Genomic DNA, 25,831 nt, shown 5'->3' on the forward strand with positions numbered 1-25,831 from the left:
GCACCGGCGCCCGATGGACCGAACAGTCCCGAGCGCCGAGGTTTCCGCGACAGCACGATGGTCACGTTCTGCCCAGCGGCTCCGGAACAGGGTGGGTCTGGGTGGTGCGCCAGGTCCGGGGGTGCAGGAGCCGTAGTCCGTTGAGGCCGACGATGAGGGTGGAGCCTTCGTGGCCGGCGACGCCGAGGGGCAGGGGTAGGTGGCCGAGCAGGTCCCAGGCGACCAGTGCGGTGATGAAGGTCGCCGCGATGGCCAGGTTGGCGGTGACGACACGGCGGGCGTGGCGGGACAGCTCGATGACCGCGGGCAGGGCGATCAGGTCGTCGCGGACGAGGACCGCATCGGCGGTTTGCAGGGCGAGGTCGGAGCCGTGGCGGCCCATCGCGACGCCGAAGTCGGCGGCGGCGAGCGCGGGGGCATCGTTGACGCCGTCGCCGACCAGCAGCACTCGCCGCCGCTGATCCTGCAAGGCATGAATCCGGGTGACCTTGTCGGCTGGCAGCAGCCCGCCGTGCGCCTCATGGATGCCCAGCTCGGCGGCGAGTCGGCTGGCGGCGCCGGGGTTGTCGCCGGTGAGCAGGACCGGGGATGTTCCGGTGAGTCGGGTCAGGGCGGCCACGGTGGCGGCGGCATGCGGGCGGGTCCGGTCGGTGAGGGTGAGGACCGCGGTGTGATGGTCGTCGATGGTGACGACCACGGCAGTGTGCCCGCTGGCCTGCACGGCGTCTATCGCGGCTCGCGGCCCAGGGGTCAACTGCGCGGCGACAGGACCGTCCTGCGGCCCGTCCAGCAGGCGCGGACTTGCGACCTGCACGCGATGGCCGTCGACGGTGGCGGTCACGCCGCGTCCGGGGGTTGAGGTGAAGTCGTGCGCGGCGGGGATGGCGAGGTTGCGGTCGCGGGCGGCGGCGAGCACGGCCGCGGCGACTGGATGCTCGCTGGGATGTTCGGCGCCAGCGGCCAGTTGGAGTACCCGGTCCGCGTCGATCGCGGGTGCTCTGGAGGGCTGGCCGTCTCCGGAGCCGTCATAGGCGACGTGAACGTCGAGGAGACGGGGGGTGCCTTCGGTGAGGGTGCCGGTCTTGTCGAACGCCACCAGGGTGGTGTCGGCCAGCCGTTCCATGACCACGGCCGACTTGACCAGTACGCCGTGGCGCCCGGCGAGAGCGATCGCGGACAGCAACGGTGGCATCGTCGCGAGCACCACCGCGCACGGCGATGCGACGATCATGAAGGTCATGGCGCGGAGCAGGGTGGGTCGCAACGCCGCGCCGGACAACAGGGGGATGGCGAACAGGGCGAGGGTCGCTGCCACGACGCCGATCGAGTAGCGCTGCTCGACCTTCTCGATGAACAGCTGCGTTCTCGCTTTGGTTGCGGAAGCCTCTTCGACCAAAGCGACGATGCGGGCGATCACCGACTGGCCGGCGGGGCGATGGACCCGGACGGTCAGCGTGCCGGTGCCGTTCAGCGTGCCCGCGAACACCTCATCTCCGGTCACCTTCGCGACCGGCAGGGGTTCGCCGGTGATCGTGGCCTGGTCGGCCTCGCTGGCGCCGCCGACCACCATGGCGTCGGCACCGATGCGTTCCCCGGGGCGGATCCGGATGACGTCCCCGACCCGAAGGTCCACGGTGCTTACCGTCTCCTCCGTTCCGTCGGGACGTATCCGGTTGGCCCGCTCAGGTGCCAGGTCGAGCAGGGCGCGCACGGAGTCGGCGGTGCGCGCGGTCGCGACCGCCTCCAGTGCCCCAGAGGTGGCGAAGATGACGATCAGCAGGGCGCCGTCGAAGACCTGCCCGATACTGGCTGCACCCCACGCGGCGACGATCATCAGCAGGTCCACGTCCAGCGCGCGTTCCCGCAATGCCCGCACCCCGGCCGCAGCTGGTATCCATCCACCGGCGGCGTAGCAGGCGAGGTACAGCACCCACCAGACCGGCGCCGGGGCGCCGGTCACCTGCATGACGCCGCCGACCGCGAACATCACACTCGCCAACGTCGCCCAGCGCACCTCGGTGAGGACCCAGAGACGGGCGGCCAGCTCCCGCCCCGCCACCACGGCGTGCGCTTCGGCCGGATGAAGGGCGGCGGAAGCGGGACTCGTCGTCAGCGTCACCCGAATCACGCTACCTGCGTGACCACGTATATAGCTAGGCAGGAAGGCTACTGGACAGCCGAGTAGCAGGGTGTATCGGTTAACCTTGGTACGTGCACAGCGATCTGCCGGACTTCCGGATGCCGAACGAGGAACAGGTCCATCTGGCCGCCGAAGGCTTCCGGCTACTCGCGGACCCCACCCGCATCAAGATCCTCTGGGCGCTGCTACAAGGTGAGTCCTCGGTTGCCTGCCTCGCTGACCTCGTCGGCGCCGCACCCACGACGGTCAGCCAGCACCTGGCCAAACTGCGCCTCGCCGGGCTGGTCCGTGGACGCCGCGAAGGTACCTTCGTCTACTACTCCGCCGCGGACGTCCACGTGCAGGCCCTGCTCGCCGAGGCACTGTTCCACGCCGACCACGCCGACCGGAACCTGCCCGACCACACGGCCGGCGAGGCGGCACCCCACACCCACATCCCCGCCCGGCCGATCGCGGCGAAGACAAGCCTCTGATCATCAAGCCCGTTCGAAACGGCGACCAGGTGCCGAACACCGCCCATTGGACCGTTCGACGCGGGTCGCGGTAGTCGAGGTCGGACGGCTGTTCGTCGCCGTGGACGGCCTGGCCGAACCACGCGAACGCGCCATGCCCGGGAAGACCACAGCTTTGCCGCGCCGGAGATCCCCTGGGCCGCCGCCCAGCAGGTGACGCACACACCACCCGAGGCAGAGCCCGCCACGCGTTGGAGGGCAGAGACAGACGACACCCCCACGCCCGGAGGGGCAGGGCCCCGCCAGCGCTGCTAACGAAAACGATTACTATTACGGACAGCCATCAGGCAGTTGGATCGCGGCAACGCCGCCACGACCTCGGAGCCACCTATCATGAAGATCGCTTTTGTCGGCAAGGGCGGCAGTGGCAAGACCACCCTGTCCTCGCTGTTCTGCCGCCACCTCGCCGCAGCCGGCGCACCCGTCCTCGCTCTCGACGCGGACATCAACCAGCACCTCGGCGCCGCGCTCGGCCTCGACGACGCGGCCGCGCCCGTGGCGATGGGCGAGCACCTCCACGAGATCAAGGACTACCTCCGCGGCGACAACCCCCGCGTCCCGTCCGCCGACATGATGGTCAAGACCACCCCGCCCGGCACCGGATCACGGCTGCTCCCCCTCGCCGACGACAACCCGCTGTGGCGACGCTTCGCCACCGATGTCGATGGCGTGCGATTGGTCGCGACCGGAGCGTTCACCGACGAAGACCTCGGTGTGGCCTGCTACCACTCCAAACTCGGCGCGGTCGAACTCCTGCTCAACCACCTGATCGACGGACCCGGCGAATACGCCGTCGTCGACATGACCGCCGGCGCCGACGCCTTCGCCTCCGGCCTGTTCGCCCGCTTCGACCACACCTTCCTCGTCTGCGAACCAACCCGCAAAGCCGTCGCCGTCCACCGCCAGTACCGCGACTACGCCCGCGAGTTCGACATCACCCTGTCCGTGATCGGTAACAAGGTCACCGATGACGTCGACGAGGAGTTCCTGCGCCGTGAGGTCGGCGACGACCTCCTCGTCTGTGTCGGACCGTCGGCACCAGTGCGTGCGATGGAGCAGGGCAGACCCTTCCACCTCGACGACCTCGAACCGGTCATCCGCATCGCACTCGACACCATCCGCGACGCCGTCGACGCCACCGAACACGACCCCGATGCCTTCCTCCGACAGATGCACGACCTCCACCTCCGTAACGCCCGATCCTGGGCCGACGCCGCCACCGGCACGGACCTGTCGATCCAGATCGACCCAACCTTCACCTTTCCCCATGCCCGCAACCCACATCAGGCCGTCACGCCGCGCTAACCGGACCCGACAGGCTCAGCGGACGCCCGCCAAGCCACTCGCCCCAGTCCACGACGGGCTGGCTCGCAGTGCCGCGGAACGGAGATCAGGATGCGAGGCCACCCCATGGCGGCCTTCGCCCCTTACAGTCACGGTAAAAGCGGTGCCGCGGCCCCAGACCACCCAGCCGGTGTAGCCACCCTTCACGGTCACCTTGGCGCGGCGCCCGGTGACGTGTTGGCGTCCTCGAACAGGTTGAGCGGGTCCAACACGCCACGTCGCCAGCGTCGTCGGGAACGGCCACCAGCTCTTCCAACCGCTTCACTGCGGCGGCCGGCAGCCGACTGACCACCAGCGCCGGTGAACTGCTGCTCGAACGCCGCCCGCGCCGCGCCCAGCACCCGCTCAACTCACGACGGCCCCGGCGGCTCGACCCGCTGCGCCCGACACCGGGCCAGCAACGCCCGACGCTGCCAGTCGTCGGTCAACTCGACCGGACACACCTCGAAGGCCATCCAGGCGCCCACGCGTCCTCATCGGCGAGAGCGCACTTCCGGAACCCCAACTCCCGGCGGATCTCCGCACAGTGACGTTCGATGGCTCGGCCGGAAAACACGTACTTCCCGAACGGATCCGGCTCGACCCCGACCTGCTGCTCGACGTAGTCGACCACAGCTCTGGGCACCTCGCCGGCGTGCCGCGGGAACCGCGCGCCCCGACGATCACCCTCCGCCCCAATATTGACAATAGTTTTCGTTTTCATCAGGGTGGCACCATGCCCCGTCCCGTTCCCACCGTTCCCACCGAGCCCACCGTGGCCACCGTGGCCGCCGGATGAGCCTGCTCAGTCCCGGTGGAACACGGCCGCCCGCAGTCGATCCGGCCATCGCCGAGAAGCTGCGCGGCTGGATCCGCGCCGCGCTGGACCTCGACGAGGAGGTGACCATGCTCGTCGCCCAGCTGGCGTGCGCGGAGCCGGGCTGTCCACCCGTCGAGACTGTCCTGGCCGCACTGCCGGCAGCCGGCCGACGCTCGGTCACCCTGCCCGGTCCCGCGGCGTGCCTCACCGAGTCCGACGTGCGCCGTGCCTTCCACCTCTCCGGAGAAACGCATGCCCACTGACGCCACCTCGCCGCCGGCCAGTCAGGCCGCCAAGGTCCCGGTGACTGTGCTCACCGGCTTCCTCGGCAGCGGCAAGACCACGCTGCTCAACCGGATCCTCACCGAAGAACACGGCAAGCGCATCGCCGTGATCGAAAACGAGTTCGGTGAGATCGGTATAGACGACGCTCTGGTCGTCGACGCCGAAGAAGAGATCTTCGAGATGAACAACGGCTGCATCTGCTGCACCGTGCGCGGGGACCTGATCCGCATCCTCGGCACGCTGATGCGCCGCCGGGACAGGTTCGACCACATCCTCATCGAGACCACCGGGTTGGCCGACCCGGCCCCGGTCGCGCAGACCTTCTTCGTCGACGACGAGATCGCCGGCCAGCTCCGGCTGGACGCCATTCTCACGCTCGTGGACGCCCGGCACCTGGCCCGCCACCTCGACGACACCAAGCCCGAGGGCGTGGAGAACGAGGCGGTCGAGCAGATCGCGTTCGCCGACCGGATCGTGCTGAACAAGACCGACCTTGTCGACGAGGCGCAACTGGACGAGGTGATCGGCCGGATCCGGGCGATCAACAAAGTTGCGGAGATCCTGCCCGCCCAGTACGCCAAAGTCGACCTCGACAAGGTCCTCGACGTTGGCGCGTTCGACCTCGGGCGCGCACTCGACGTCGACCCCGCGTTCCTCACCGACGGTGAGCATCAACACGACCTGACCGTGTCCAGCGTCGGCATCGAACTGGCCGGAGACCTGTCCATACCAAAGCTCAACGACTGGCTCGGCGAGCTGCTGTCGACCAAGGGCGCCGACATCTTCCGGTCCAAGGGGGTACTCGCCGTCGCCGACCAGCAGAACCGGTACGTCTTCCAGGGCGTCCACATGCTCTTCGAAGGCACCGACGGCCAGCCCTGGGGCAACGCGGCCCGGGTCAGCCGGTTGGTCTTCATCGGACGCCACCTCGACCGCGCCGCCCTCGAAACCGGACTACGCCGCTGTCTCGCGAGCGCACGGTGAGCCGCACCGCCAACCTCCTCACCGCCGGTCGAACACCGACCACACCCGTCTGGTCGATCGACCTCGACGACGCGGTGAGCACCGTCACCGCCGCACCGCGCGGGTCGTTGGTCGCCGCCGCCTCCCTGTCCGGCCGCACCGTCGTCATCGACACGGACGAAGGGATCATCGTCACCGAGATGCCACACCACGAACTCGGGGCACTCGCCGCGGCGTGGTCGCCGGACGGCCGCCGCCTCGCCGTCGGCGGAGCCGACGGGACCGTCGTCATCGGCGACATCACGATCGGCCGGCGCGACGCCGTCATGGGCCAGGGTTGGGTACACGCACTGGCCTGGTCCCCCGACGGGCAGTACCTCGCCGCCGGCCGAGGCCGCGAGGTCCTGCTGCTGCGGCCCGACGGGACCATCGTCACCCGCTGGCCCGGCCAGCCCAGCACCGTCACCGCACTCGCCTGGGCCGGCCACCGACTTGCCGTCGCCTGCTACGGCGGCATCCGCTGGTACGAACCCGGACCCAACCGCACTGAACCGGTACGCACCTTCGACTGGAAGGGTTCGCTGCTCACCATCGCCGTCGCACCGAACGCCCGCTGGGCCGCCTCCGGTAATCAGGACGCCTCGATCCACCTGTGGCGGCTGTGGTCCGGCGAGGACTACGAGATGAGCGGCTATCCCGCCAAGGTCACCGCTATCGCCTTCGCCCCGGATTCCCAACGGCTCGCCGCCGGCGGCGGCGAGGAAGTCACCGTGTGGAACCTCGGCGGCAAGGGCCCGGCCGGGCAGCGCCCGGCCTCACTGCGCACGCACGCCGGACTCGTCGTCGCACTCGCCTACGCCCCCGCCCCCGTCCCACCGGTCCGAACGGGCTCGGCAGCCGGCCGGGCTGGCCAGCGCACGGCCGCCCCGCCGCTGCTCGCCAGTGGTGGCAGGGATGGCCGTCTGGCCGGTTGGCGGGGAAGTGGTAGTTCCCGGCGTCCGCATTTCGAGGTCGATCTGGGCGCGCCCGTCAGCTCGGTCACCTGGACCGCCGACGCGGCGCTTGTCGTGGCGGGAACCCAGGGCGGCCGGCTGAGCGCGGTCCGTCCGTCGGACAGTCCGCCCGGCACCGGTACGAGACGCAGCAGCTGACCGGCCTGGCCGGCCAGTTCCCGAGCCCAGCCAGCCCACTTCCGGAGAACGACCACTATGCGCCAGCCGATCCCACTGTCTGTGACGTTGGTGTGCACTGCCGGGGGTGACGTCGGGGTGGTGGCGGCCCCCGCAGGCGGTGGGGTTCGCCCCGTCCCCGTGCTCTCCTACCGGTGCCCGTCCCACCCGGTGGGAGGAGTCGTCGTCCGATCGCTCGACGTGGGTGACGGATCGCCGTGCAGGTCCGCGCTACCCGCCCAGGACGTGAGCCTCGTCGACGTCGTCTCCCGGGACATCGCCGCCTCGGCTGCGGAACTCACGGCCGATGGACACGTCGAAGCCGTCGTGGTGGCACCACCGGGATACGTTCCCTTGGACCTGATACCGGGCCTGGCCGGCTGCCCCGCGCTCAGCGTGGTGTCGTCGGTGGCGTTGGTCGACGCGACGACCGCGTTCGAGGACCTGGACGGCTGTGACTCCTTCGCCGGCCGAGGCCTCGCCGTTCCCCGTCTCGGTCGGACGGTGCCAGCGGCCCTCGTCGACCAGGTCGAACGCGCTGAGGTCGTCGCCCTCGCCGCCACCGACGAGATCGATGTCTGCGACATGCTGCAGCTCGACACGCTGGTACGGCGTCTGAACCCGACGGCCCGACCTGTGACCGTCGTCGGCCGAGCCACACCGGCCAGCGATATCCTCGCCTCCGCCGGCCCGGACGGCGGCGCGGGATACGACGAGATCGGCTCGCACCGGCACGCGGGCTGGTTGCGGATGCTAGGCGCACGCACCGCGGACGACCTGCCGACCAGCGAGGTCGGGATCACCGCCACGGTGCTCGCTGCCCGCCGGCCGTTGCACCCACAGCGGCTGCATGACTGCATGGACGGCCTGGTCGCCGGCGTGGTGCGTTCCCGGGGTTGGCTGTGGCTCGCCAGCCGACCCGACCAAAGGATGGCCTGGGACCACGCCGGGCGGGGACTCACGCTCGCTCCCGACGGCTACTGGCCCGCCGTCGACACCGCACCCGCGGACCACAGGGCCGCTTGTCCTGGCTGGGACCCCTACTACGGCTACCGCGTCCAGGAACTGGCCCTGATCGGTCTGCACGCCGACCCGGCGGCCCTCACCAGAATCTTCCGTTCATGCCTGCTCACCGACGCCGAGCTCGCTCTCGGCGAGGACAGCTGGCACGAGCTACCGGACCCCTTCCCCTCCTGGCTACCGGACCTGAACGGATAGCCAGGAGAACAAGGATGACCACAGCCCACATGCGGCTTGACCATAGGGCGCCCCACCGAGAACCGGAGCCGGCAGAGAAACCGCCCCCTGCTGCGGCGACATCCCGATCGAACCGACGCCCGGCCGAGCCGGTCACGCGACACAGCCATGCACCCTGACGGTCTGTCAGCAGTCGACAAACTCCGGCTGCTGGTTGAGGACCTGGCTCTCCGCGGAGATAAACCGGCGGTGCTGCTCGCCTCCGACCGCCTGCGGGCGGAACGCGGCCAGCCGATGGCAGTTCTGGAACGCCAACGCCACCCCGAAACGCCGTTCCAGCGCCCCGGATCGAAGTGCTCGCCATCGCCCGCAGCAACTGCCCCTGCGCCACGTTGTCCGCCGGCGGAACCAGGTTGTCGGCGAAGTCCCGCTCGGCGGTGGGCAGCTCACCGGCGAGCCGCTCCACCAGGCTGTAGGCGTACGGAAGCGAGTCCCGCACACACGCGAGAAACGCCTCCTGGTCGACATGACCGGCTTCAGCCTGAGCGAGCAGATCCGGGGACACGGTCAAGGACATCAGTGACCTCCTGACGCAGGTACTTGGAACATCAACAATCTCCGGCTTGACAACCGTTGTCAATACCAATTGGAGTGGCACGTTCACATGGCGCGAGACGGGAAGAGGCCCTACCGTGTTCATGTGATCGAACACTTACCCTCCGCCGCGCACCGGAGGGGCGAGCCCGCTACTGGGGGCACTCGCGCGTCGGTACGCCTCGCATGATCACTTGCCTCGCCGACGGGCCATGTCACGCGCCTGCACCGCTCAACGCCCTCCGCCAAGGAGAACGCCCGTGACCACCACCAGCCACCCGGCCCACCACACCACCTCAGAACACCCGCACACCTATGGCTGCGGCCACGTCGCCGTCCCCCACCACGACCACATCGACTACATCCACGACAACCATCGCCACGCCGACCACGACGGGCACTGGGACGAACACTGACCCGACGCCCCAGGATCACCGGTCAGGTTGACATCCGGCGCAGAGTCCGAACAGGTCGATCGCATGGCTGAGGTCGGCGAATCCGTGTGCGGCAGCGAGGTCTGCCGTCCAGGTCTCGACGGTGTCGGAGGCAACGTCGATGCTGTGTCCGCAGCTGCGGCAAACCAGGTGGTGGTGGTGCCCGGTGGTTCGGGCGAGGTGGAACAGCTGCTGGCCGTCCTCGCCGCGGATCGTGTCGACGGTGGCATCGCCTACCAGGTCGTACAGAATGCGGTACGTCGTGGTGAGGCCGATGCGGTGCCCGCTGGCGCGTATCTGCTCGTGCAAGGCTTGGGCGCTGCGGAACCCTCCGCCGGCAGCGGTGAGCGCAGCCAGCACTGTGCGGCGTTGCGGGGTGTCGCGTGGGGGACGAGGGCCGCGGGATACGCGCCACCGCTGCGGTTCCCGCCGTGCGTCGCGGGTGTCGGCTTCGTCAGGGGCACGAACGTCGTCGGTGGGCACCTTCTCTCCTCTCACGAGATTGGGGCTCATGAGGAGGTCGGAGACCTCTGCGCCGTCGAGGTTGCCGGTGATTGCACCGGCGGGTGGATGGCGGTGGCGGTGCGGGTGGTGACGGTCAGGGCGACGGCGTAACTGGCGGTGGCGAAGGCGAGGATGGCGAAGCTTGGGGGGATCCGCGGGGCAAGGTAACTGGTCGTCAGGCCGGCCCAGGTCACGGCGACCGCGACCGCGGTGGAGATCCCCATGCCGCGGTAGGGGCGGGTGGCGAGCCGGTGGGCGGCGCCGGCGGGCGCGGCGAGCAGGCCGAGGAGCAGGAGCGCGCCGACGGCCTGGGTGGCCTCGGCCGCGGTCGCCCCGACCAGGCCGAGGAATCCGACGCCGAGGAGGCGGACGGGGACACCGCGGCCGGCGGCGACCGCGGCGTCCAGGCTCGCAAACAGCAGGGGACGTCCGATCACGATGACGGCGAGGCAGAGCAGGGCGGCGAGCACGGCTGCTTCCCAGGCGTGGGAGGCATCCAATCCGAAGATCGAGCCGAACAGGACGGTGACGCCGACGGTGCCATTGCCGGTGCTGCGGTGGGTCGTGTACAGGGTGAGGAAGAGCACGCCGAGGCCGAGGACCCAGGCGAACACGCTGCCGATGACGACGTCGTCGGCGTGGCCGCGGGGGCCGAGGACACCGAGGGCGAACCCGACGGTGATGGTGGCGGCGAACAGGCCGATGCGGGCGTCGATCCCGGTGGTCAGGGCGGCGAGCGCGCCCGTGAACGCCACATGGGACAGCGCGTCGGCGGTGAAGACCTGCGCACGCAGGACGAGGAAATAGCCGACGAGTCCCGCCGCCATGGCGATCCCTGTTCCGGCGAGGAAGGCGTGCTGCATGAACGGGTGGTCGAACATCGCGGTCAGTCCGGTGTCCGCCGTCTCCGCGGTCATGCCGACGCCCGCGCGGGATGGGGGGTGCGGGCGGTCCGGTCGAGCAGGTCATGCGCGTGGACGGCGAGGCGGGCGAGCAGGTACAGGCTGAAGGAGAAGCTGGTGATGAAAAAGCCGATCGGGTACGGCGAGTAGTAGGCCACGGTCAGCCCGGCCCAGGTGACCAGCAGCCCGAACAGCACAGTGAGGGCAAGGCTGAGCGCCGGGCGGGTGGTGAGAATCTGTGCGGTTGCCGCGGGAATGACGAGCAGGGTGAACACGAGGAGAGTGCCGGTGATCTGACTGACCTCCGCGGCAGTACTCCCGAGCAGGATCAGGAAGGCCACCGACAGGGCCCGCACGGGCACTCCGGCGGCGGTCGCCACAGCCGGATCGAGCGAGGCGAACAGCAACGGCCGCCCGAAAAGCGCCAGCACGGCCAGGATCGCCACGGCGACGGCGGTCAGGGTCAGGACCATGCCGTCGGTGATCCCCAAGAAACTGCCGAACAGCAGCGCGTTGACCCCGCCGAGGAATCCCTTGTACAGGTTGACGAACAGGAATCCGCAGGCCAGTGCGAACGCCTGCACGGTACCGACGGTGGCCGACTCCGCGGCCCGGCCCGCGGCGGCTCCACCGGCGGTGGGAATGGCCGCGATGAGGAATGCCGCGGCCAGGCAGAAAGCGAAATAGCCGTAGGTCGCACCCAGACCGAGCCAGACCGCGCCAGCAGCGCCCGGGAAACCGGCCACGGCCAGGGTGTGGCCGGCAAACGTCTGGCGGCGCAGGACCATGAACCACCCGGTCGCCCCGGCGGTGACCGCGACGACGGTCCCGGCCCGGAACGCGTTCACCATGAACGGGTAGGCGAACATCTGCCGGACATCGCGGACCAGGTTCCACGACAGGCCCGCGTCGGCCGCGGCAGCGACGATCACGAGTGGCCGGTCCCGACGTGGCGGTCGGTGTGCGCCGCGGGCGGTTCGGGTTGGCCGACAACGACCATCCGCCCATCCGAGGCGGTCAGCACCTCGATGGGGGTCTGGTAGAGCCGGCTCAACGTCGCGCTGGTGATGACCTCGGTGGGAGAGCCCGACACCGCGCCGCCGCCGGCGAGGTAGACGACCCGGTCGAGGCTGGACAGGATCGGGTTGACGTCATGGGCGACCATCAGCACGGTCACCCCCGCTCTCTGGCAGATCGTACGGATCAGCGCCGCGACCGCGGCGGCGTTGTGCGGGTCCAAACTGTCCAACGGTTCGTCGAGGAGGAGTAGCCGGGGCCGGCGGGCGAGCGCCTGGGCGATCAGAAGCCGCTGCTGTTCCCCGCCAGAGAGCCGGCCGATCGGCTGGTGAGCGTAGCCGGTGGCGCCGACCAACTCGACGAGTTCGGCCACCCGCCGCCCGGCTGCCCGGCCGCGCTCCCCGCCGGGCAGGGGCAGACCCCACCGGTGGCCGTCGACACCGAGGCGGACGATGTCGATCCCGCGGATCCGTACCGACGGGTCGAAGCTGCGTCGCTGCGGCAGATACCCGATCTCGGCGCGGGCCCGCCCGGGCGGCCGATCCAGCACCACCGCCCGCCCCACGGACAGCGGCAGCAGGCCCAGAGCCGCCTTGAGCAGGGTGGACTTACCGACCCCGTTGGGCCCGAGAACCGCGACGAACTCCCCGGCGGCGACCTCGACATCCACCCCGCTCCACACCAGCCGCCCGCCCAGGCGGACCGCGGCGTTCCGGAACAACACCGCCGCCGTGTTCACTGCGGTCGGCGGGTCGGTACCAGCGGGCAGGACCGTGTCGATGGCATCGACGGACACCTGGGTGGATCGTGTGCGCACCGTCATCGCGTCACTTCCCGGTTGCCTGCGCCAGCGCCGTCCGCAGGCCTGTCAGCTGGGCGACCTGCCAATCCTGGAAGGACGCACCGGCCGGGGTGAGCGTCTCGGTAATAGTGATCACCGGGATACCGGCAGCCTTCGCCTCCTCGACCTGCCGCTGCACGTCCGGGGTGGCGTTCTGACTGTTGTACACGTATACCTTGATTTTCTCGGTGCTGATCTGATCGTCGATGGTGGTCTTGTCCGCGACGGTCGGGTCAGTGCCCTCCGTGATCGCACGGAGGAAGGCCGGTGGGGTCAGCAGGTCCAACCCGAGAGCCGGGGACAGCATCTCGAAGATGCTCTCCGACGCCCCGACCGGTGTCCCTCCATACGTCTTCTTGATCGACGCGATGAGATCGGTGTACGGCTTCAACGTCGTCGTGGTGAACGACGCCCGCTGCCGGTCGAAATAGGCCGCGTCCGCCGGGTCGATCTTCTTGTAGTCCGCGGTGATCGCATCGATCACACTGGTGACGTCCGCCGGGTTGTACCAGCGGTGCGGATTGTCCCCGTCCTTCGCACCAACCAGCTCACCGACGGTCAGCATCGTCCGCCCCTCCGCCGGGTTCGCCGCCGCCAGCCGGCCCGCCCACGGGTCGTAGCCGACACCGTTGTCGATGACCAACCGCGCACCGGCGATCGCCCGGCCATCCGCCGAGGTCGGCTCGTAGTCATGCGGATCGGCGTCAGGATTGTCGATGATGCTGGTGACCGCCACCCGATCACCCCCGAGCTGGGCGGCGATACTGCCCCAGAAATTCTCCGTCGCCACCACCGCGATCTTCCCGCTGCCACCATCAGCGCTCCCGGAATCCCCCGACGAGGACGTCCCACACGCGGCCACGAGCATCACCACGCCGGCGGCCACCGCCCCCAGACCGCGCCGGACCCGCCACCGCCCTACCACGACCAGCCTCGCACCATCCACCACGATCTCCCCGCTCGTCAGCCGACCGGACCCGCGATCCATACTAGGATCCATTTTCATTAACGTAGCAGGTAATGAAAACCATTACAAGTTAGTGGCGAGGTGGTCGCCTCCACCGTGCCGGGAGCACGCATCCCCGCCACCGAGCCGTCGTGATGCGACGGTGTCAACCAGCCGGATCGCCGCAGTTCCCGCCGTGCTGGCGGGCTTACCGTGGTCGACAGGGCCGCGCCCGACCTGCAGCTGCCCGATGCCATCGGCGCCGCGACCGCCTTCGGCCTCGCCGGAAGAGCCAGTGGAGTACGCCGGCAGCGGCGCACAGGTCGGCGGTCCGCGTGATGACTTCGGCCGTGTGCCGGCCGATGCCGGGGATGGTCGCCGGCCGGTCACACTGGCGGCGAAAAAGGCGCATGGCCTCCTCGATCCGCGCCGGCAGTTCCTCGATCGCCGTGGACGGCTGGTCGATGCGGTTCCAGGTGCCCGATTCTCACCGAGGTTGCCGATGGTTCTACCAGTGGATGCGGCTCCATAAGCGGACGGTGACCGGCTACGGCGGGTGACGCCGATAGAGGCCGGTTCAGCGACTTTGGCATCCTCCCGCCAGGTCGGTGGGCGTGATCGGACCGGACTCTGCACTGCCACGAGATGAACGCGGCCAGCCCGCAGTCCACTAGTTCAGCTGGTTCTGAGTTCAGGATTATCTGTACTGTTAAGTGGTGCTGACCGTAGCCCCCGACATCGAGATCCTTGCCCGGTTCGGTCGCGCCCTGGCCGACCCGATCCGCGCCCGGCTCCTGCTCGCCCTGCGCGACGCCCCGGCCCACCCCGCCGACCTGGCCGACCAGCTGGGCATCTCCCGAAGCCGCCTGTCGAACCATCTGGCCTGCCTGCGTGGCTGCGGCCTGGTCGTCGCCGTCCCTGTCGGGCGCCGCACCCGCTACGAACTGGCCGACCCCCGCCTGGGTGAGGCCCTCGACGTCCTGTGCACCGCAGTCCTCGCGGTCGCAGCTGACCGCGCCTGCCCCGACACCGAGGACAAGGGCTGCTGCTGATGTCCCAGCTGATCCTCAGCCCCTCCCCTGCCCGCCGGACAGCTCTCACCCGCAGGATCCGGTTCCTCGTCGCCGCGGCCATCACCTACAACGTCATCGAGGCCGTCGCCGCCCTCGCCCTGGGCACAATCGCGTCCTCGACCGCACTGATCGGTTTCGGTCTGGACTCGGTCGTCGAGGTCTCCTCCGCCACCGCGGTCGCCTGGCAGTTCTCCGCCGCCGACCACGCCTCGCGCCAGGCCCGGGAGAAGACGACCCTGCGGATCATCGCGGTGTCGTTCTTCACGCTCGCCGCCTATGTCACCGTCGACGCGGTCCGGGTACTCGCCGGGACCGGACAGGCGGACGGATCCCTGCCCGGGATCGTCCTCGCCGCGCTGTCCCTGGCCGTCATGCCATTCCTGTCCACCGCCCAACGCCGCGCCGGCCGGGAACTCGGCTCCGCCTCCACCATCGCGGACTCCAAACAGACCCTGCTGTGCACCTACCTGTCCGTCGTGCTCCTGATCGGCCTGATCGCCAACACCACCCTCGGCTGGGCCTGGGCCGACCCGATCGCCGCCCTGGTGATCGCCGTCATCGCCGTCAAAGAAGGCCGTAACGCCTGGGCGGGAGACACCTGCTGCCCGGTCCTGCCCACCCCCGTCGACCTGGGTGGCACCGTCGACGCCTGCGGATGCGTACTCGGCTGCGACTGCTGCACCTGACCAGAACAACGCGACCCGCAGAGTTCAGGAAAGCGCCGTCGGGATGCTATGCCGACAGCGTCGGGTGCTTGCCGGAGGCAAGGTCGGAGCGGGCGAGCCAAACCGGGACCGACCAGGTCACCGGGGCGAGCAGCAGCCGGATCAGCCAGGGTGGTCAGTCCGGCGGCGGCGGCCCCGGCGGGCACCGTGCAGGCGAGGTTGCGCATCAGCCGTTCCACAGTGCAACGGGCAAACGCCTTGCCGGTTCAGCGTCAGCCACGCCTCCGCGCTCCGTAGACGCCGTAGTTCTCCTCATGCACCCGCTTCACCAAAGGATTCCAGCTCGGTGTCGCGCAGCTGCCGAGCCGTAGGCGCCCGGCGTAGCGCGTCGCAGTAGGTTGACGGGGCGAGCTGCAAGCCGTGCTCGGACAAAATCCGTGCAGATCGGCTCGGCACCCCAACGCAGCCCGCCATCAGACTGTCGGCGATCCCCATAGGGGCCAGGTGGCCCCGTCCCCTTGGACCGCTCCGGCACCCGCTTCCGCCACGGGTAACCCGACACGAGAGAATTTGTACCGATGAGGACTGGTAGATCCTCGACCGTCCGCCGCACAAGCGGACGGTCTACCGGCCCCGATCCTGAGCACCGTTGCAGGTCACAGACCCGACGCGACCGGGCCGGCCGAGCCCCGTTGCCATACGAGACCTCTACCTTGTGGCAACGTCCGCGAACACAGGCCTCGTGACCTCCCATCCGGAAAGCGGATGGTCAGCTTCACCGTTTACGCAGGTCACCCGCGGTGACAGACGGGCCGCCACTGGGATCACGCGACGCCGCTGCCACACCTGTTGCCATATAACGATCAACCGGTGATCGACAAATCCTGCTATTTCCGCAGGTCAAAAGGGTGGGCAGGGGCGGGGTCGAACCGCCGACCTTCCGCTTTTCAGGCGGACGCTCGTACCGACTGAGCTACCTGCCCCGGTGCGACCATCCTGTCATACGCGGGCCTAGCAGGCCACATCGATGGATGTCGTCAGCGTGCTGTCGCTGCTGGCATCCGATGACGTGAGCGCGGTCCCGACGGGATTCGAACCCGCGACCTCCGCCTTGACAGGGCGGCGTGAACTCCAGACTTCACCACGGGACCATGCTGTGCTGTTCAGTTGTATCACATGCCTTGCCGGTTGCCGCTGCCTGTCTTCAGTGAGAAGAGCCTGCCAGGATCATGTGATCATGTTCCTGAGAAGCTTCCTCCGGGGCCTCTGAGGTTGATCGGGGTTCCGGTCGACCAAGGCTCCGTCTGATGCTGGACAACAGCCTACAGCACGGCGGGAGCGTCCGGGGATGGAGGCTGGCGTGCCTGCGCACACGGCGGATCTTTCGAGTCCGGCAGGCCGTCCGACAGGGCCCGGACGGGCCGGTGGTGCGCCTGTCCGGGCCCTGTCGTGGGCCTGTGCGGAGCCGCCAGCCATGCTGGGGCCGCTGGCAGGCCCCGGCAGCAGGCTCCGCGGGTCAGTCCGGCAGCTCGGCGAGATGCTCGGCGGTGCGGGTGTCGCCGTCGACGGTCGCGGCCACCACCACGGTGGTTCCGGTCCTGAAGTCGCCGATGCCGGCGTCGTCACCGTCGGCCCAGAGGTCGGTGTCGCCGGTCACTGCGTAGGTGGCTTTGTACCCGTCCTTGCTGCTGATCGTGACCGAGGTCTGGGACAGGCTGGTCAGCTCGCCGCGCTGGTAGGTGATGACCTGGTAGCCGTCGTCCGTCCGGACCGTCGCGTCGCCGTGCAGCGGGCGGGACACGTCGACGCCGTCGACGCCGTCGCCGTCGTAGCCCCACCAGCCTGGGCCGCCGTGCCAGTGGTGATGCCTGTGTCGCGGCTGGTCGGAGTCCAGCGTGGTCGTGTCCTTGCTTGAGTCCTCGCCCGGTGACAGGGTGGTCGCCGCCCCGGCTGGGGAGATCAGGTTGGTGGGGCTGCCAGGTGAGGCGAGTGCTACCGCGGTGACGCCCGCGATGCTCAGAGTCCCGACTGTCGCGATCGTCGTGAGCGTGGTGCCAAGTCGAGGTCGCATCGTCGTCTACCCCCTTCGACGTACCCCAGCGGCACGTCTGATCCATTCCTAGCGTGGGCTGATCACCTGAGCCCTGAGTTCAGGAAGCGTTCAGAGTTTATGAGAACTCTCCGCTGTTGACTTGTTGCACTCAGTATTATCAACCTGTCTGAAGAGATTGCGGCCCGGAAAAACCAGGAGCCAACGGCCGGAAGGGCATCGGCCGGGAGGAAATCGCCGGAAGGGAGGTCACTGCTTGGTGAGGAAGCCGAGGAAGAGCGGGTTGACGACCTCGGGGTGGGTCCAGCCGATGTTGTGCGGGCCGCCGTCGACTTCGTGATACTGCGCGTTCCTGACCAGGGCCCGCAGCCGGCGCCCGGTGTTGTCGATGGGCAGGATGCGGTCCTCGGTGCCCTGCGCGACCAGCAGCGGGACGTTCGACAGCGCGGGCACGTCACCGCGGAAGTCGGTGCACCACGCGTCGACGCACCGCAACGTGCCGAGCGCCGAGGCGTCGGTGGCCACGGCCCAGGCGTGCTGCCAGGCCTGCTCGCTGGCGCGGGCGGTACCGCCGAAGACGTCCATGTTGTAGAAATTGTCGAGGAAAACCTTCTGATAGGCGAACCGGTCGTCACGGATGGCCTGCTTGGTCTCCTCGAACACCGTTGCCGGCACGCCTTCGGGATTGTCGTCGGTTTTCAGCAGATATGGTGCGAGCGGCGCGAACAGGGCCGCGGCGGCGACGCGGTCGGTGCCGTACGCGCCGATATAGCGGGTGATCTCGCCGGTGCCCATCGAGAAGCCGGCCAGGACGATGTCGCGCAGGTCGAGCGTTTCGATCAGCGCGTTCAGGTCGGCGGTGAACGTGTCGTAGTCGTAGCCGGTTACGGGCTGGCTGGACCTGCCGAATCCCCGGCGATCGTAGTGGATCACCCGATAGCCGGCGTCCAGCAGCATCGGGATCTGCTTCTCCCACGATGCCCCGTTGAGCGGGAAACCGTGGATCAGTACGACCGGCTGGCCGGATCCGTGGTCCTCGTAGTAGATATCGATATCGCCGGAATTCTCCTGGTCGACGGTTACATAAGGCATTTTCTCCCCCTTGCGCGGATGTACGTGACCGCTGGCAACGGTCGTACCCGGCCGGGTCGTGCGGCATCCATCCGTGACCGCGCGTCGCCCGCGGCATCGCCTGTCCGGGTCCACCCAGGCGCCCGGGCCCGGGTGCGGCTCGACGGCAGGTCCGCGGATTTTACAGGTCTACAGGTCTACAGGTCTACAGGTCTACAGGTCTACAGGTCGCGGTTGCGCAGGTGTTCCAGAGCGCGTCGGTCGCGTTTGGTCGGGCGTCCCGCGCCGCGGTCGCGGACACCCGTCGCCGCGACGCTCTCCCGTGCCGCCGGCGGCGGGCTGCGGTCGATGAAGCATTCTCCGGCGACGGTCGCGCTGACCCGTTTGTTGAGAACGCGGGTGACGACGATGGTCCGCTCGCGCCCGGCGTGCCGCACCCGTACCTCGTCCCCGGCATGCACCGCGTGGGCCGGCTTGACCCGCTCACCGTTGAGATGGACATGCCCGGCGCGGCAGGCCGCGGCCGCCTGCGACCGTGTACTGACCAGCCGTACGGACCAGATCCAGGCGTCGACCCGTACGCTCTCCTCCTGCGCCGCCATGACACGACTCTACGAATCCAACAGCCGCCTGGTCACCAGCCGGACGGAGGACAGGCGGGAGGCAAAGGAGCGGTGCGTACGCTCCATCCGTATGGCACTGGCGCATGGTGACGGGGTGAGATTACGAATTGTCACCGGAATCTCCTGCCCGTCCGAGTGGTTTGCTCACCGTCCGTACAGGGGGAGCTGAGGGCCATCATGCCCGCGCCGAACATGCGCGGAGGCCGGGTGGCACGTTGTCGTCGGCGCAGCAGGGCGGCGATGAGTACGACGAGCGCGGCGACGGCGTAGGAGAGGATTCGCAGCGTCCGGGCATCGCCTGGCAGATCCGTGAACAGGGAGACGTACACGGGATGACCGGCGGCTGCGACGGCGAGCCATTCCAGTCGGCCTGCGAGGACGGCGAGCGCCACCAGCAGAATGCCGTACCAGGGCTGGACCGGGGTGGCGATGAGAAAGGCGGCCCCGACGAGCCACAGCGCGGCCCGTTCGAGGGGAACCCGGCGCGGGTCGCAGCGCAGGACGGCCACGGTGACCATCGCCAGCACCGACACGGCGACGGCCTTGGCGACGGCCCCGTCGAGGCCGAGGGCTGTGAGCAGCAGGAAACGGCTGCCCCGGCCGTATCCCTCGACGTTGAGGTACTCCGGGAGAAAGCCGAGGGCCGCTGGCCCGACGGCCAGGACGTGGGGCAGGTAGGAGAGCCCGACGACCGTGACGGTCGCCCCGATCAGGGTGACCGGGCGGCGTCGGGCGGCTGCCGGCAGGAGCAGCGCCGGGTACAGCTTGACCGCCACCGCCGCCGCGAGCAGCATCCCGGCGACCCAGGCCCGGCGACGGGTGGGTGTTTCCCCGGCCGCATCGGTTTCGCCGGCTGCGACGGTTTCGCTGGCTGTACCGGCGCCACCAGCTCCGCCTGTCCGCGTGGTGCTGGCGGATCGGGGACGGCGCCGCGAGGTGAGGAGCGCGATGCCGCCGAGCGCGAGCAGCGCGGCGAGGACGTCCACATGCGCGTCGGAGCCGATCTCAAGACCGGCGAGCGGCGAAAGGGCGTAGAAGCCGGCGTGGCGTGGGTCCCGGCCCCGCGCCACCAGCATCGTCATCATCAGCCCGACCAGGGCCAGTGACGCCAGCGACGCGTAGAACTGCGTCTTGTGCTCACCCGGCGGGCCGGGCAGGAAATGCACCATGGTGAAGTAGGCCTGCGCCACCGGGGGGTAGACGGTGTGCGCCCGGGGATAGTTCAGCCGGATGCAGCCCGGGCCGCGCCCGATGGCGGCGCAGCCGGCCGGGTCCGGGAACAGCCAGTGGTCGCGCAGGTGGGCGAGCGCGGGGTCGAGCGGGCCGTAGTGGTATGGGTCGATACCGGCTGCCTGCACCCGGCCGTCCCAGACGTAGCGGTAGAGGTCGTCGGACAGCTGCGGGCCATGGGTGAGCGCCACGGCGTGGATGCTGACGGTGCCGGCGAGCAGCAGGCCGACGGCGAGCCGGCGAGGGGCGGCGTGCAGCAGCAGGGCCGCGGTGATCACGCCGAGCACCCACCAGAGCATGGTCAGGTACAGCACGCTCGCCCGGCCGGGCAGGTAGCCGGGCTGGCGCAGGATCGCCGTCTGCACCGCGAGAAGGCCCAGCAGCCCGACGGCGGCGGTAACCAACGCCGTCCACATCCGCGTCCGCGTCCACATTCGCGCCCGCGCCGTCCGCGTGCGGGTGTGGCCGTGCCCCGGGTCGGCAACGGCCCGGGTCGCCGGCGGTGCGTGCGGTACGCGAAGGGCGCGGGGCATGGACCCGACCCTGGCAGCGTTTCCCGGCGGTCCGGGTGCCCTCACGGCCGGTTTCTCCGTTCCGTAAGGCTTCGGCGGGGCCGGCGGGGTGCGCGCCGGACCTACCGTGCGGGCGTGCGACCAATCACCGGCTTGTTCACCGGACGTCTTCCGGAGCCACCCGCGACACTGCGCCGCGGGCCGTTACGTGCGAACGCCTTTCCCAGCCGCCTGCACGACCCGCGGGTCGCCTCGCTGCTGGGTATCTGGCTCGGGATCGCCTTCGGGGTGTGTTTCCTGACCGGGCTGGTGTCGCATTTCATGCAGCACCCACCGTCGTGGTACGTCTGGCCGTCCCGCCCGGTGTCGCTGTACCGGGTGACGCAGGGGCTGCACGTGACGACCGGGCTGGTGTGCGTCCCGTTGCTGCTGGTGAAGCTGTGGACGGTGTACCCGCGGCTGTGGGAGTGGCCGCCGGTGCGTTCGGTCGCTCATGCCCTGGAGCGGCTGTCGATCGTGCCGCTGATCGCCGGGGCCGTCTTCCAACTGGCCACCGGGATCGCGAACACCGCCCAGTGGTACCGGTTCCGGTTCTTCTTCACCGTCACCCACTACTGGGTCGCCTGGATCACGATCGGCGCGCTGGGTGTACATATCGTCGCGAAACTCGCGGTCGTGCGGGCGAACGTGGGCCGCGGCCGGAACAGCCGGCAGCACCTGACGGACCGGGTGAGTGCTCCCGAGCCGCCGGGCAACGGGCTGTCCCGGCGCGGTCTCGGTATCGCCGTCACCAGCGCCGCCGGTGTCATCGTGGTGACGACCGCGGGGCAGTGGATGCCGGGCCTGTCCGGGCTCGACCTGCTCGGGCCGCGCCGGCCGGACATCGGCCCGCAGGGGCTGCCGGTCAACAGGACCGCGGTGGCGGCCGGGGTCGCCGCGGCTGCCCGCAGCCCGGGCTATCGGCTGGAGGTGGTCGGCCCGCGCCCGTTCGTCCTCACTCTCGACGAGCTGCGGGCGTTGCCCCATCACGAATCGAGGCTGCCGATCACGTGTGTGGAGGGCTGGGCCGCGGACGCCACCTGGCGTGGCCTCCGGCTGCGGGACCTGCTGGATGCCGCCGATGTCCCGGTGGACGCGACGGTGCGGGTGGAGTCCCTGGAGGCGGGCGGGGCCTACCGGAGCAGCGAGGTGCGCCCGCCGCATGCCCGGGACCCGCTGACCCTGCTGGCCACCGTCCTCAACGGAGCGGAGCTGGACATCGACCACGGATACCCGGCGCGGCTGATCGCGCCGAACAGGCCCGGCGTCCTGCAGACCAAATGGGTACACCGGGTGGTGATGCTGTGAACGGACAGGTGCCGCTGCCGCGCATCCACGGGCAGGAGGAGCCAGGTGGCCTGGGGCGTCCTGCCGGCCCGGCGGGCGCGGATTCCGGTACTGGTACTGGTACCGGTACCAGTACCGGCCTCACGGTCGCGGCCGTGCTGCGGGTTCTGGTGGTGGCCGCCGGCCTGGCCGCGATCGGGTACGGGATCCACGGCCTGGCCGACGGGCGGCCGGCCACGAACCCGCCGAACACGACGGCGTGGCTGATCGGCGGGATCGTGGTCCACGACCTGCTGGTCGTCCCGGCGACGATGGCCGCCGGATTCGTGCTCGGCAGGCTGGTCCCGGCACCGTACCGGGCGGTGCTGCAGGGGGCGTCGGTGGTCAGCGCGGCGGTCGCCCTGGCGTCGCTGCCCCTGTGGCGCGGCTACGGCGGGTCAGCCGACAATCCCTCGGTCAATCCACTGCCATATGGACGCAACCTCGGGATTGTCCTCGGCCTGATCTGGGCGTGCGCTGCCGCCATAATTATCTACCGTATTATTTGTACCCGTTTTTCTTCAAACGGAAAGTTCTGATCTGGTTCAGGGAGATTCCGGCCGGCTGATTGAAAGGGCCGGGGCTTGTGGCGCCCGGTGGACAGGACGGCGAAGTAGCGGCCCTGGCCGTGCCAGGTTTCCGTGACGCGCAGGTCGGCGTCCGCGGCGAGGTGGGTGATTTCCTCGACGCCCACGAAGGTCCAGGGGAACGCCCGCGACAGCCGGCCGTCCGGCCCCTCCAGCCGGATCAGGGACGTGCCGGTCGGTGTCCCGGGCGGTTCGAGCTCGATCAGTGCCCGGCCGGCGGGGGCGAGCAGTTCGGCGGTGCGGCGCAGCAGCCGAACCGGATCGCCGCCGATCCCGATGTTCCCGTCGGCGAGGACCAGCACGGCCCACCGCCCTTCGCCGGGCAGGTGGCCGAACACGTCACGTCGCAGCGCCACCGCGCCGGCGCGGCGGGCGAGCCTCACCGCGAACGGGGCCACGTCGATGCCGAGGGCGGGTACGCCGCTGCTGGTGAGCGCCGCGGCAAGGCGGCCAGGGCCGCAGCCCACGTCAAGAGTCGGCCCGTTACATCGACGCAGCAGGGACGCGTCACCCGGTTTGGCGCTGCCCCGCCAGCGGCCGACCGGCAGCGGCTCCCGCCGCCCGTCGGTATGACGTATCCACAACTGTCCTGAGACGGACCGTAGCCCAGCTTCGTAGACGGCGGTGGGGCAGCACCGGCCGTGGACGGCCGCGAGTGCCTGACCGCTGGTCATGGGATCATCGCCAGGTTGGCGTGATCTTCCTGGAAGCTTCGCAGCGTCGCGGCGAACCGTCCACCTGGTGCGATCCGGGCGACCACCGCCGCGTCGGCGGCGGTGTCGACATCCCGCAGGACCGGAAGGGTCACCACCCGCAGGCCGGCTTCGGACAGGCGGGCCCGCTGCCGCGCACCGGTGTCGGGACGGGACGTCGGGACGTCGCGCAGCAGCTCGCCGTCGGGGCGTCGCAGGCCGAGCGCCCACCAGCCGCCGTCGGCGGCGGGGCCGAACACCGCGTCGGCGGAGTCCAGCGCGAGGCAGGCGTCGGCCAGCAGCGCCGGTGTCACCTGCGGGGTGTCCATCCCGATCAGCAGCGTCGGGCCGTCGCTCCCGTCGAACGCGGCGGCGAGGCGGGCGTCGAACGGCCCGGACAGCTGCGGCACGACCTCGAGCGCAGCCGGTGCCCCCGGCGCCTCCGGCGCTTCCGGTGTTTCCGGTGTTTCCGGTGTTTCCGGCACACGTAGCCACGGGCCCACGGCGCCGTCGAGGACGAGGGTGGGACGCAGCCGGCCGAAACCGGGAAGGCGGCCGAGCGCGCGGACCGCGGCCAGGGTGTCCGCGAGCGCGGCGGTGGCCACGGCCGCCGCCTGCTCCGGGCTGAACGGTGGCGTCAGGCGGGTCTTGACCCGGCCGGGCACGGGTTCCTTCGCCACCACCAGCAGCCTCACCGCAGGCCTGCCAGGAGCGCGGACATGTCGCGCACGGCCCGGGCCGTGCCGAGCGGCGAGCCCGTCACCTTCGACCGGCCGACCCGCGGGCGGTAGTCAACGTCGATCTCGACGATCCGCCAGCCGGCCCGCGACGCCCGCAGGAGCAGCTCCAACGGGTAGCCGAACCGGCGGTCGGCGACCGGCAGCCGCAGGAGGTCGTCACGGCGGGCGGCCCGCATCGGCCCCAGGTCGCGGACGGGTACGCCGCGGCGGCGCAGCCGTCCGGCGACGACCGCGTTGCCGAGCCGGGCATGCGGTGGCCAGGCCCGCGGCGAGGTCGGGCGCCGCCGCCCGAGCGCCAGCTCGGCACGTCCGGCCAGCAGCTCGTCGACGAGACGGGGCAGCTGGGCCGGGTCGAGGGACGCGTCGGCGTCGCACACGCACACCACCTCGGCGTCCGTGGCCCGCAGGCCGGCGTGTACCGCGGCTCCGTAGCCGCGTTCGGGCACGGTGACCACGACCGCCCCGCGCTCGCGGGCCAGCTCGGGTGATCCGTCGTGGGAGCCGTTGTCCGCGACGACCGCCCGGTAGCCGGGCGGCATCCGGCCCAGAACCCAGGGCAGCGCGCCGGCCTCGTTCAGACAGGGCAGGACGACGTCCACCAGAGGTCGCAATTTGTCACTTTCTGTAACCATAAGTGCGACTGTAGGGGCGAAACCTCCTGATCGACCCTTACGGGACGAGGAACGCCCCGCCTCACCAGTCACCGCCCCAAGGCGCACAAATGAGCGAAAGCTCGCGAAGCGCACGAAGGATGTGAATCTCGTGCTCGCCGCCTACCGCAGAGGATTACGAAGTGGAGAAGCTCGTCCCCGAGCTGGTCACAGCCGGTTGTCAGGCCCTTATCGTGACGGCGTGACCCGTGTCCTCGTCGTCGATGACGACCCGACCGTGGCCGAGGTCGTCGACCGGTATCTGCGTAACGCGGGCTTTGACGTCGACCGCGCCGCGGACGGCCTCGCGGCGTTACGGATGGCCGAGAACAGCGCGCCGGATCTCGTCGTACTCGATCTGATGCTCCCGGGCATCGATGGCATCGAGGTCTGCCGCCGGCTGCGGGAACGCCGGCCGGTTCCGGTGATCATGCTGACCGCTCGGGGTGAGGAGGCGGACCGTATCGCGGGCCTCGAAACGGGTGCCGACGACTACGTGACCAAACCGTTCTCACCGCGCGAGCTGACGTTGCGGGTGCGGTCCGTGCTGCGGCGGGCGACCGAGCCGCCGCCACCGGCATCCGGTGTGCTGCGTGCCGGCACGCTGGTCGTGGACGCGGCCGCCCGTACCGTCACCCGGCACGAGGTGGCGCTCTCCCTCACGGTGCGTGAGTTCGATCTGCTGGCCTTCCTGCTGCGCCATCCCGGCCGCGCCTTCACCCGTGCCGAGCTGCTGGAACAGGTGTGGGGATGGAGCTACGGCGACCCCTCGACGGTCACCGTCCACATCCGCCGGCTGCGGGAGAAGATCGAGGACGATCCGACCGCCCCCCGGATGCTCGTCACCGTGTGGGGTGTCGGCTACCGGTACGACCAGGCGCCGCCGCCTGCCGACGACCCGCCTGTTGCCTATGGATCGTGACAGA

26 protein-coding genes, 2 tRNA genes and 2 pseudogenes are annotated in these 25,831 nt (G+C 69.9%); 13 read left to right on the forward strand and 17 right to left on the reverse strand.

Annotated elements, in window-relative coordinates:
• Positions 1 to 61: 61 nt before the first annotated feature.
• Entirely contained in the window at positions 62 to 2,113 is a 2,052-nt protein-coding gene (locus NBX02_RS01570) for a heavy metal translocating P-type ATPase (protein ID WP_445548207.1), read from the reverse strand.
• 98 nt (positions 2,114 to 2,211) lie between these two features.
• Between NBX02_RS01570 and NBX02_RS01575 the strand changes: the two genes are divergently transcribed.
• Together NBX02_RS01575 and NBX02_RS01580 are read left to right on the forward strand one after the other, a co-directional pair.
• Positions 2,212 to 2,613: an ArsR/SmtB family transcription factor gene (locus tag NBX02_RS01575; protein WP_250280973.1), complete on the forward strand. Its 402-nt coding sequence runs from the start codon at positions 2,212 to 2,214 to the stop codon at positions 2,611 to 2,613.
• A 372-nt stretch (positions 2,614 to 2,985) separates the two neighbouring features.
• On the forward strand, positions 2,986 to 3,957 hold the full coding sequence (locus NBX02_RS01580) for an ATP-binding protein (protein WP_250280972.1): 972 nt from the start codon (positions 2,986 to 2,988) through the stop codon (positions 3,955 to 3,957).
• 463 nt (positions 3,958 to 4,420) lie between these two features.
• On the opposite strand, the gene NBX02_RS22845 is transcribed toward NBX02_RS01580, so the two are convergent.
• Entirely contained in the window at positions 4,421 to 4,609 is a 189-nt protein-coding gene (locus tag NBX02_RS22845; protein WP_445548203.1) for a hypothetical protein, read from the reverse strand.
• Between NBX02_RS22845 and NBX02_RS01585 the strand changes: the two genes are divergently transcribed.
• The 5 genes from NBX02_RS01585 to NBX02_RS01605 all read left to right on the forward strand — a co-directional run bounded on the left by NBX02_RS01585 (position 4,523) and on the right by NBX02_RS01605 (position 8,430).
• A complete protein-coding gene (locus NBX02_RS01585) occupies positions 4,523 to 4,774 on the forward strand; it encodes a hypothetical protein (protein WP_250280970.1) in 252 nt (83 codons plus the stop codon). The genes NBX02_RS22845 and NBX02_RS01585 overlap by 87 nt on opposite strands.
• On the forward strand, positions 4,771 to 5,058 hold the full coding sequence (locus NBX02_RS01590; RefSeq protein ID WP_250280968.1) for a hypothetical protein: 288 nt from the start codon (positions 4,771 to 4,773) through the stop codon (positions 5,056 to 5,058). Before NBX02_RS01585 ends, NBX02_RS01590 begins: the two co-directional genes overlap by 4 nt.
• Entirely contained in the window at positions 5,048 to 6,064 is a 1,017-nt protein-coding gene (locus NBX02_RS01595) for a CobW family GTP-binding protein (protein ID WP_250289668.1), read from the forward strand. Before NBX02_RS01590 ends, NBX02_RS01595 begins: the two co-directional genes overlap by 11 nt.
• Positions 6,061 to 7,194, forward strand: a complete 1,134-nt coding sequence (locus tag NBX02_RS01600) for a WD40 repeat domain-containing protein (RefSeq protein WP_250280962.1) — start codon at positions 6,061 to 6,063, stop codon at positions 7,192 to 7,194. Before NBX02_RS01595 ends, NBX02_RS01600 begins: the two co-directional genes overlap by 4 nt.
• A gap of 264 nt (positions 7,195 to 7,458) precedes the next feature.
• A complete protein-coding gene (locus tag NBX02_RS01605) occupies positions 7,459 to 8,430 on the forward strand; it encodes a CobW family GTP-binding protein (RefSeq protein ID WP_250289670.1) in 972 nt (323 codons plus the stop codon).
• A 165-nt stretch (positions 8,431 to 8,595) separates the two neighbouring features.
• Here NBX02_RS01605 and NBX02_RS01610 read toward each other — a convergent pair.
• Positions 8,596 to 8,986, reverse strand: a pseudogene (locus NBX02_RS01610) (SCO5389 family protein).
• Between the two features lie 301 nt (positions 8,987 to 9,287).
• Here NBX02_RS01610 and NBX02_RS01615 point away from each other — a divergent pair.
• A pseudogene (locus NBX02_RS01615) lies at positions 9,288 to 9,419 on the forward strand (zinc transporter permease); the annotation flags it as partial.
• Between the two features lie 15 nt (positions 9,420 to 9,434).
• Here NBX02_RS01615 and NBX02_RS01620 read toward each other — a convergent pair.
• Genes NBX02_RS01620 through NBX02_RS01640 form a run of 5 tightly spaced genes read right to left on the reverse strand, consistent with a single transcriptional unit; the run spans position 9,435 to position 13,647 of the window.
• Positions 9,435 to 9,920 (reverse strand): Fur family transcriptional regulator, encoded by a 486-nt coding sequence (locus tag NBX02_RS01620; RefSeq protein WP_250283694.1) that lies wholly within the window; start codon positions 9,918 to 9,920, stop codon positions 9,435 to 9,437.
• A gap of 26 nt (positions 9,921 to 9,946) precedes the next feature.
• Entirely contained in the window at positions 9,947 to 10,858 is a 912-nt protein-coding gene (locus NBX02_RS01625; protein WP_250283696.1) for a metal ABC transporter permease, read from the reverse strand.
• Positions 10,855 to 11,775 (reverse strand): metal ABC transporter permease, encoded by a 921-nt coding sequence (locus NBX02_RS01630; protein WP_250289672.1) that lies wholly within the window; start codon positions 11,773 to 11,775, stop codon positions 10,855 to 10,857. Before NBX02_RS01630 ends, NBX02_RS01625 begins: the two co-directional genes overlap by 4 nt.
• Positions 11,772 to 12,683 (reverse strand): ATP-binding cassette domain-containing protein, encoded by a 912-nt coding sequence (locus tag NBX02_RS01635; protein ID WP_250283699.1) that lies wholly within the window; start codon positions 12,681 to 12,683, stop codon positions 11,772 to 11,774. The genes NBX02_RS01630 and NBX02_RS01635 overlap by 4 nt, the downstream gene beginning before the upstream one ends.
• Positions 12,684 to 12,687: 4 nt before the next feature.
• The gene (locus tag NBX02_RS01640; RefSeq protein ID WP_250289674.1) at positions 12,688 to 13,647 is read right to left on the reverse strand and encodes a metal ABC transporter solute-binding protein, Zn/Mn family; all 960 of its coding nucleotides are present in this window, start codon (positions 13,645 to 13,647) and stop codon (positions 12,688 to 12,690) included.
• A gap of 716 nt (positions 13,648 to 14,363) precedes the next feature.
• Between NBX02_RS01640 and NBX02_RS01645 the strand changes: the two genes are divergently transcribed.
• On the forward strand, positions 14,364 to 14,699 hold the full coding sequence (locus tag NBX02_RS01645; RefSeq protein WP_250283737.1) for an ArsR/SmtB family transcription factor: 336 nt from the start codon (positions 14,364 to 14,366) through the stop codon (positions 14,697 to 14,699).
• Positions 14,699 to 15,406 carry a cation transporter gene (locus NBX02_RS01650; RefSeq protein WP_250283703.1) on the forward strand — a complete coding sequence of 236 codons (708 nt, stop codon included), beginning with the start codon at positions 14,699 to 14,701 and terminating at the stop codon, positions 15,404 to 15,406. The genes NBX02_RS01645 and NBX02_RS01650 overlap by 1 nt, the downstream gene beginning before the upstream one ends.
• Before the next feature lie 888 nt (positions 15,407 to 16,294).
• Here NBX02_RS01650 and NBX02_RS01655 read toward each other — a convergent pair.
• The 6 genes from NBX02_RS01655 to NBX02_RS01680 form a co-directional block, all read right to left on the reverse strand.
• Positions 16,295 to 16,368: transfer RNA gene (locus NBX02_RS01655), tRNA-Phe, on the reverse strand.
• A gap of 93 nt (positions 16,369 to 16,461) precedes the next feature.
• A tRNA-Asp gene (locus tag NBX02_RS01660) sits at positions 16,462 to 16,536 on the reverse strand.
• A 365-nt stretch (positions 16,537 to 16,901) separates the two neighbouring features.
• On the reverse strand, positions 16,902 to 17,456 hold the full coding sequence (locus tag NBX02_RS01665; protein WP_250283705.1) for a hypothetical protein: 555 nt from the start codon (positions 17,454 to 17,456) through the stop codon (positions 16,902 to 16,904).
• Between the two features lie 228 nt (positions 17,457 to 17,684).
• Positions 17,685 to 18,527, reverse strand: a complete 843-nt coding sequence (locus tag NBX02_RS01670) for an alpha/beta fold hydrolase (protein ID WP_445548204.1) — start codon at positions 18,525 to 18,527, stop codon at positions 17,685 to 17,687.
• 200 nt (positions 18,528 to 18,727) lie between these two features.
• Positions 18,728 to 19,108: an RNA-binding S4 domain-containing protein gene (locus NBX02_RS01675; RefSeq protein WP_250283707.1), complete on the reverse strand. Its 381-nt coding sequence runs from the start codon at positions 19,106 to 19,108 to the stop codon at positions 18,728 to 18,730.
• Between the two features lie 131 nt (positions 19,109 to 19,239).
• Positions 19,240 to 20,892 (reverse strand): glycosyltransferase 87 family protein, encoded by a 1,653-nt coding sequence (locus NBX02_RS01680; RefSeq protein WP_445548205.1) that lies wholly within the window; start codon positions 20,890 to 20,892, stop codon positions 19,240 to 19,242.
• A 114-nt stretch (positions 20,893 to 21,006) separates the two neighbouring features.
• On the opposite strand from NBX02_RS01680, the gene NBX02_RS01685 reads away from it, so the two are divergent.
• Positions 21,007 to 22,218, forward strand: coding sequence for a molybdopterin-dependent oxidoreductase (locus tag NBX02_RS01685; RefSeq protein WP_250283711.1), 1,212 nt, complete (start codon positions 21,007 to 21,009; stop codon positions 22,216 to 22,218).
• Positions 22,215 to 22,775: a hypothetical protein gene (locus NBX02_RS01690; RefSeq protein WP_250283713.1), complete on the forward strand. Its 561-nt coding sequence runs from the start codon at positions 22,215 to 22,217 to the stop codon at positions 22,773 to 22,775. The genes NBX02_RS01685 and NBX02_RS01690 overlap by 4 nt, the downstream gene beginning before the upstream one ends.
• Here the strand turns inward: NBX02_RS01690 and NBX02_RS01695 are convergent.
• From NBX02_RS01695 to NBX02_RS01705, 3 genes are read right to left on the reverse strand one after another with little or no spacing between them, the layout of a single operon-like run.
• Positions 22,730 to 23,497, reverse strand: a complete 768-nt coding sequence (locus NBX02_RS01695) for a class I SAM-dependent methyltransferase (RefSeq protein WP_250283715.1) — start codon at positions 23,495 to 23,497, stop codon at positions 22,730 to 22,732. The two genes, NBX02_RS01690 and NBX02_RS01695, sit on opposite strands and share 46 nt — an antisense overlap.
• Complete coding sequence (locus tag NBX02_RS01700; RefSeq protein ID WP_250283742.1) at positions 23,494 to 24,195, reverse strand: DUF2064 domain-containing protein; 702 nt, start codon at positions 24,193 to 24,195, stop codon at positions 23,494 to 23,496. Before NBX02_RS01700 ends, NBX02_RS01695 begins: the two co-directional genes overlap by 4 nt.
• A gap of 11 nt (positions 24,196 to 24,206) precedes the next feature.
• Positions 24,207 to 24,857: a glycosyltransferase family 2 protein gene (locus NBX02_RS01705; protein ID WP_445548208.1), complete on the reverse strand. Its 651-nt coding sequence runs from the start codon at positions 24,855 to 24,857 to the stop codon at positions 24,207 to 24,209.
• A gap of 250 nt (positions 24,858 to 25,107) precedes the next feature.
• Between NBX02_RS01705 and NBX02_RS01710 the strand changes: the two genes are divergently transcribed.
• Complete coding sequence (locus NBX02_RS01710; RefSeq protein ID WP_250283718.1) at positions 25,108 to 25,827, forward strand: response regulator; 720 nt, start codon at positions 25,108 to 25,110, stop codon at positions 25,825 to 25,827.
• Positions 25,828 to 25,831: the final 4 nt, after the last annotated feature.

The organism is Protofrankia sp. CiP1_Cm_nod1 (genome assembly GCF_920888515.1).
GTDB lineage: Bacteria > Actinomycetota > Actinomycetes > Frankiales > Frankiaceae > Protofrankia.

What these genes read in the sequence shown, in the direction of transcription:
- NBX02_RS01580 (WP_250280972.1), top strand. Translation starts at nt 2,986, where the DNA reads ATGAAGATCGCTTTTGTCGGCAAGGGCGGCAGTGGCAAGACCACCCTG.
- NBX02_RS01590 (WP_250280968.1), top strand. Translation starts at nt 4,771, where the DNA reads ATGAGCCTGCTCAGTCCCGGTGGAACACGGCCGCCCGCAGTCGATCCG.
- NBX02_RS01595 (WP_250289668.1), top strand. Translation starts at nt 5,048, where the DNA reads ATGCCCACTGACGCCACCTCGCCGCCGGCCAGTCAGGCCGCCAAGGTC.
- NBX02_RS01625 (WP_250283696.1), bottom strand. Translation starts at nt 10,858, where the DNA reads ATGACCGCGGAGACGGCGGACACCGGACTGACCGCGATGTTCGACCAC.
- NBX02_RS01635 (WP_250283699.1), bottom strand. Translation starts at nt 12,683, where the DNA reads ATGACGGTGCGCACACGATCCACCCAGGTGTCCGTCGATGCCATCGAC.
- NBX02_RS01650 (WP_250283703.1), top strand. Translation starts at nt 14,699, where the DNA reads ATGTCCCAGCTGATCCTCAGCCCCTCCCCTGCCCGCCGGACAGCTCTC.
- NBX02_RS01665 (WP_250283705.1), bottom strand. Translation starts at nt 17,456, where the DNA reads ATGCGACCTCGACTTGGCACCACGCTCACGACGATCGCGACAGTCGGG.
- NBX02_RS01670 (WP_445548204.1), bottom strand. Translation starts at nt 18,527, where the DNA reads ATGCCTTATGTAACCGTCGACCAGGAGAATTCCGGCGATATCGATATC.
- NBX02_RS01675 (WP_250283707.1), bottom strand. Translation starts at nt 19,108, where the DNA reads ATGGCGGCGCAGGAGGAGAGCGTACGGGTCGACGCCTGGATCTGGTCC.
- NBX02_RS01680 (WP_445548205.1), bottom strand. Translation starts at nt 20,892, where the DNA reads ATGCCCCGCGCCCTTCGCGTACCGCACGCACCGCCGGCGACCCGGGCC.
- NBX02_RS01695 (WP_250283715.1), bottom strand. Translation starts at nt 23,497, where the DNA reads ATGACCAGCGGTCAGGCACTCGCGGCCGTCCACGGCCGGTGCTGCCCC.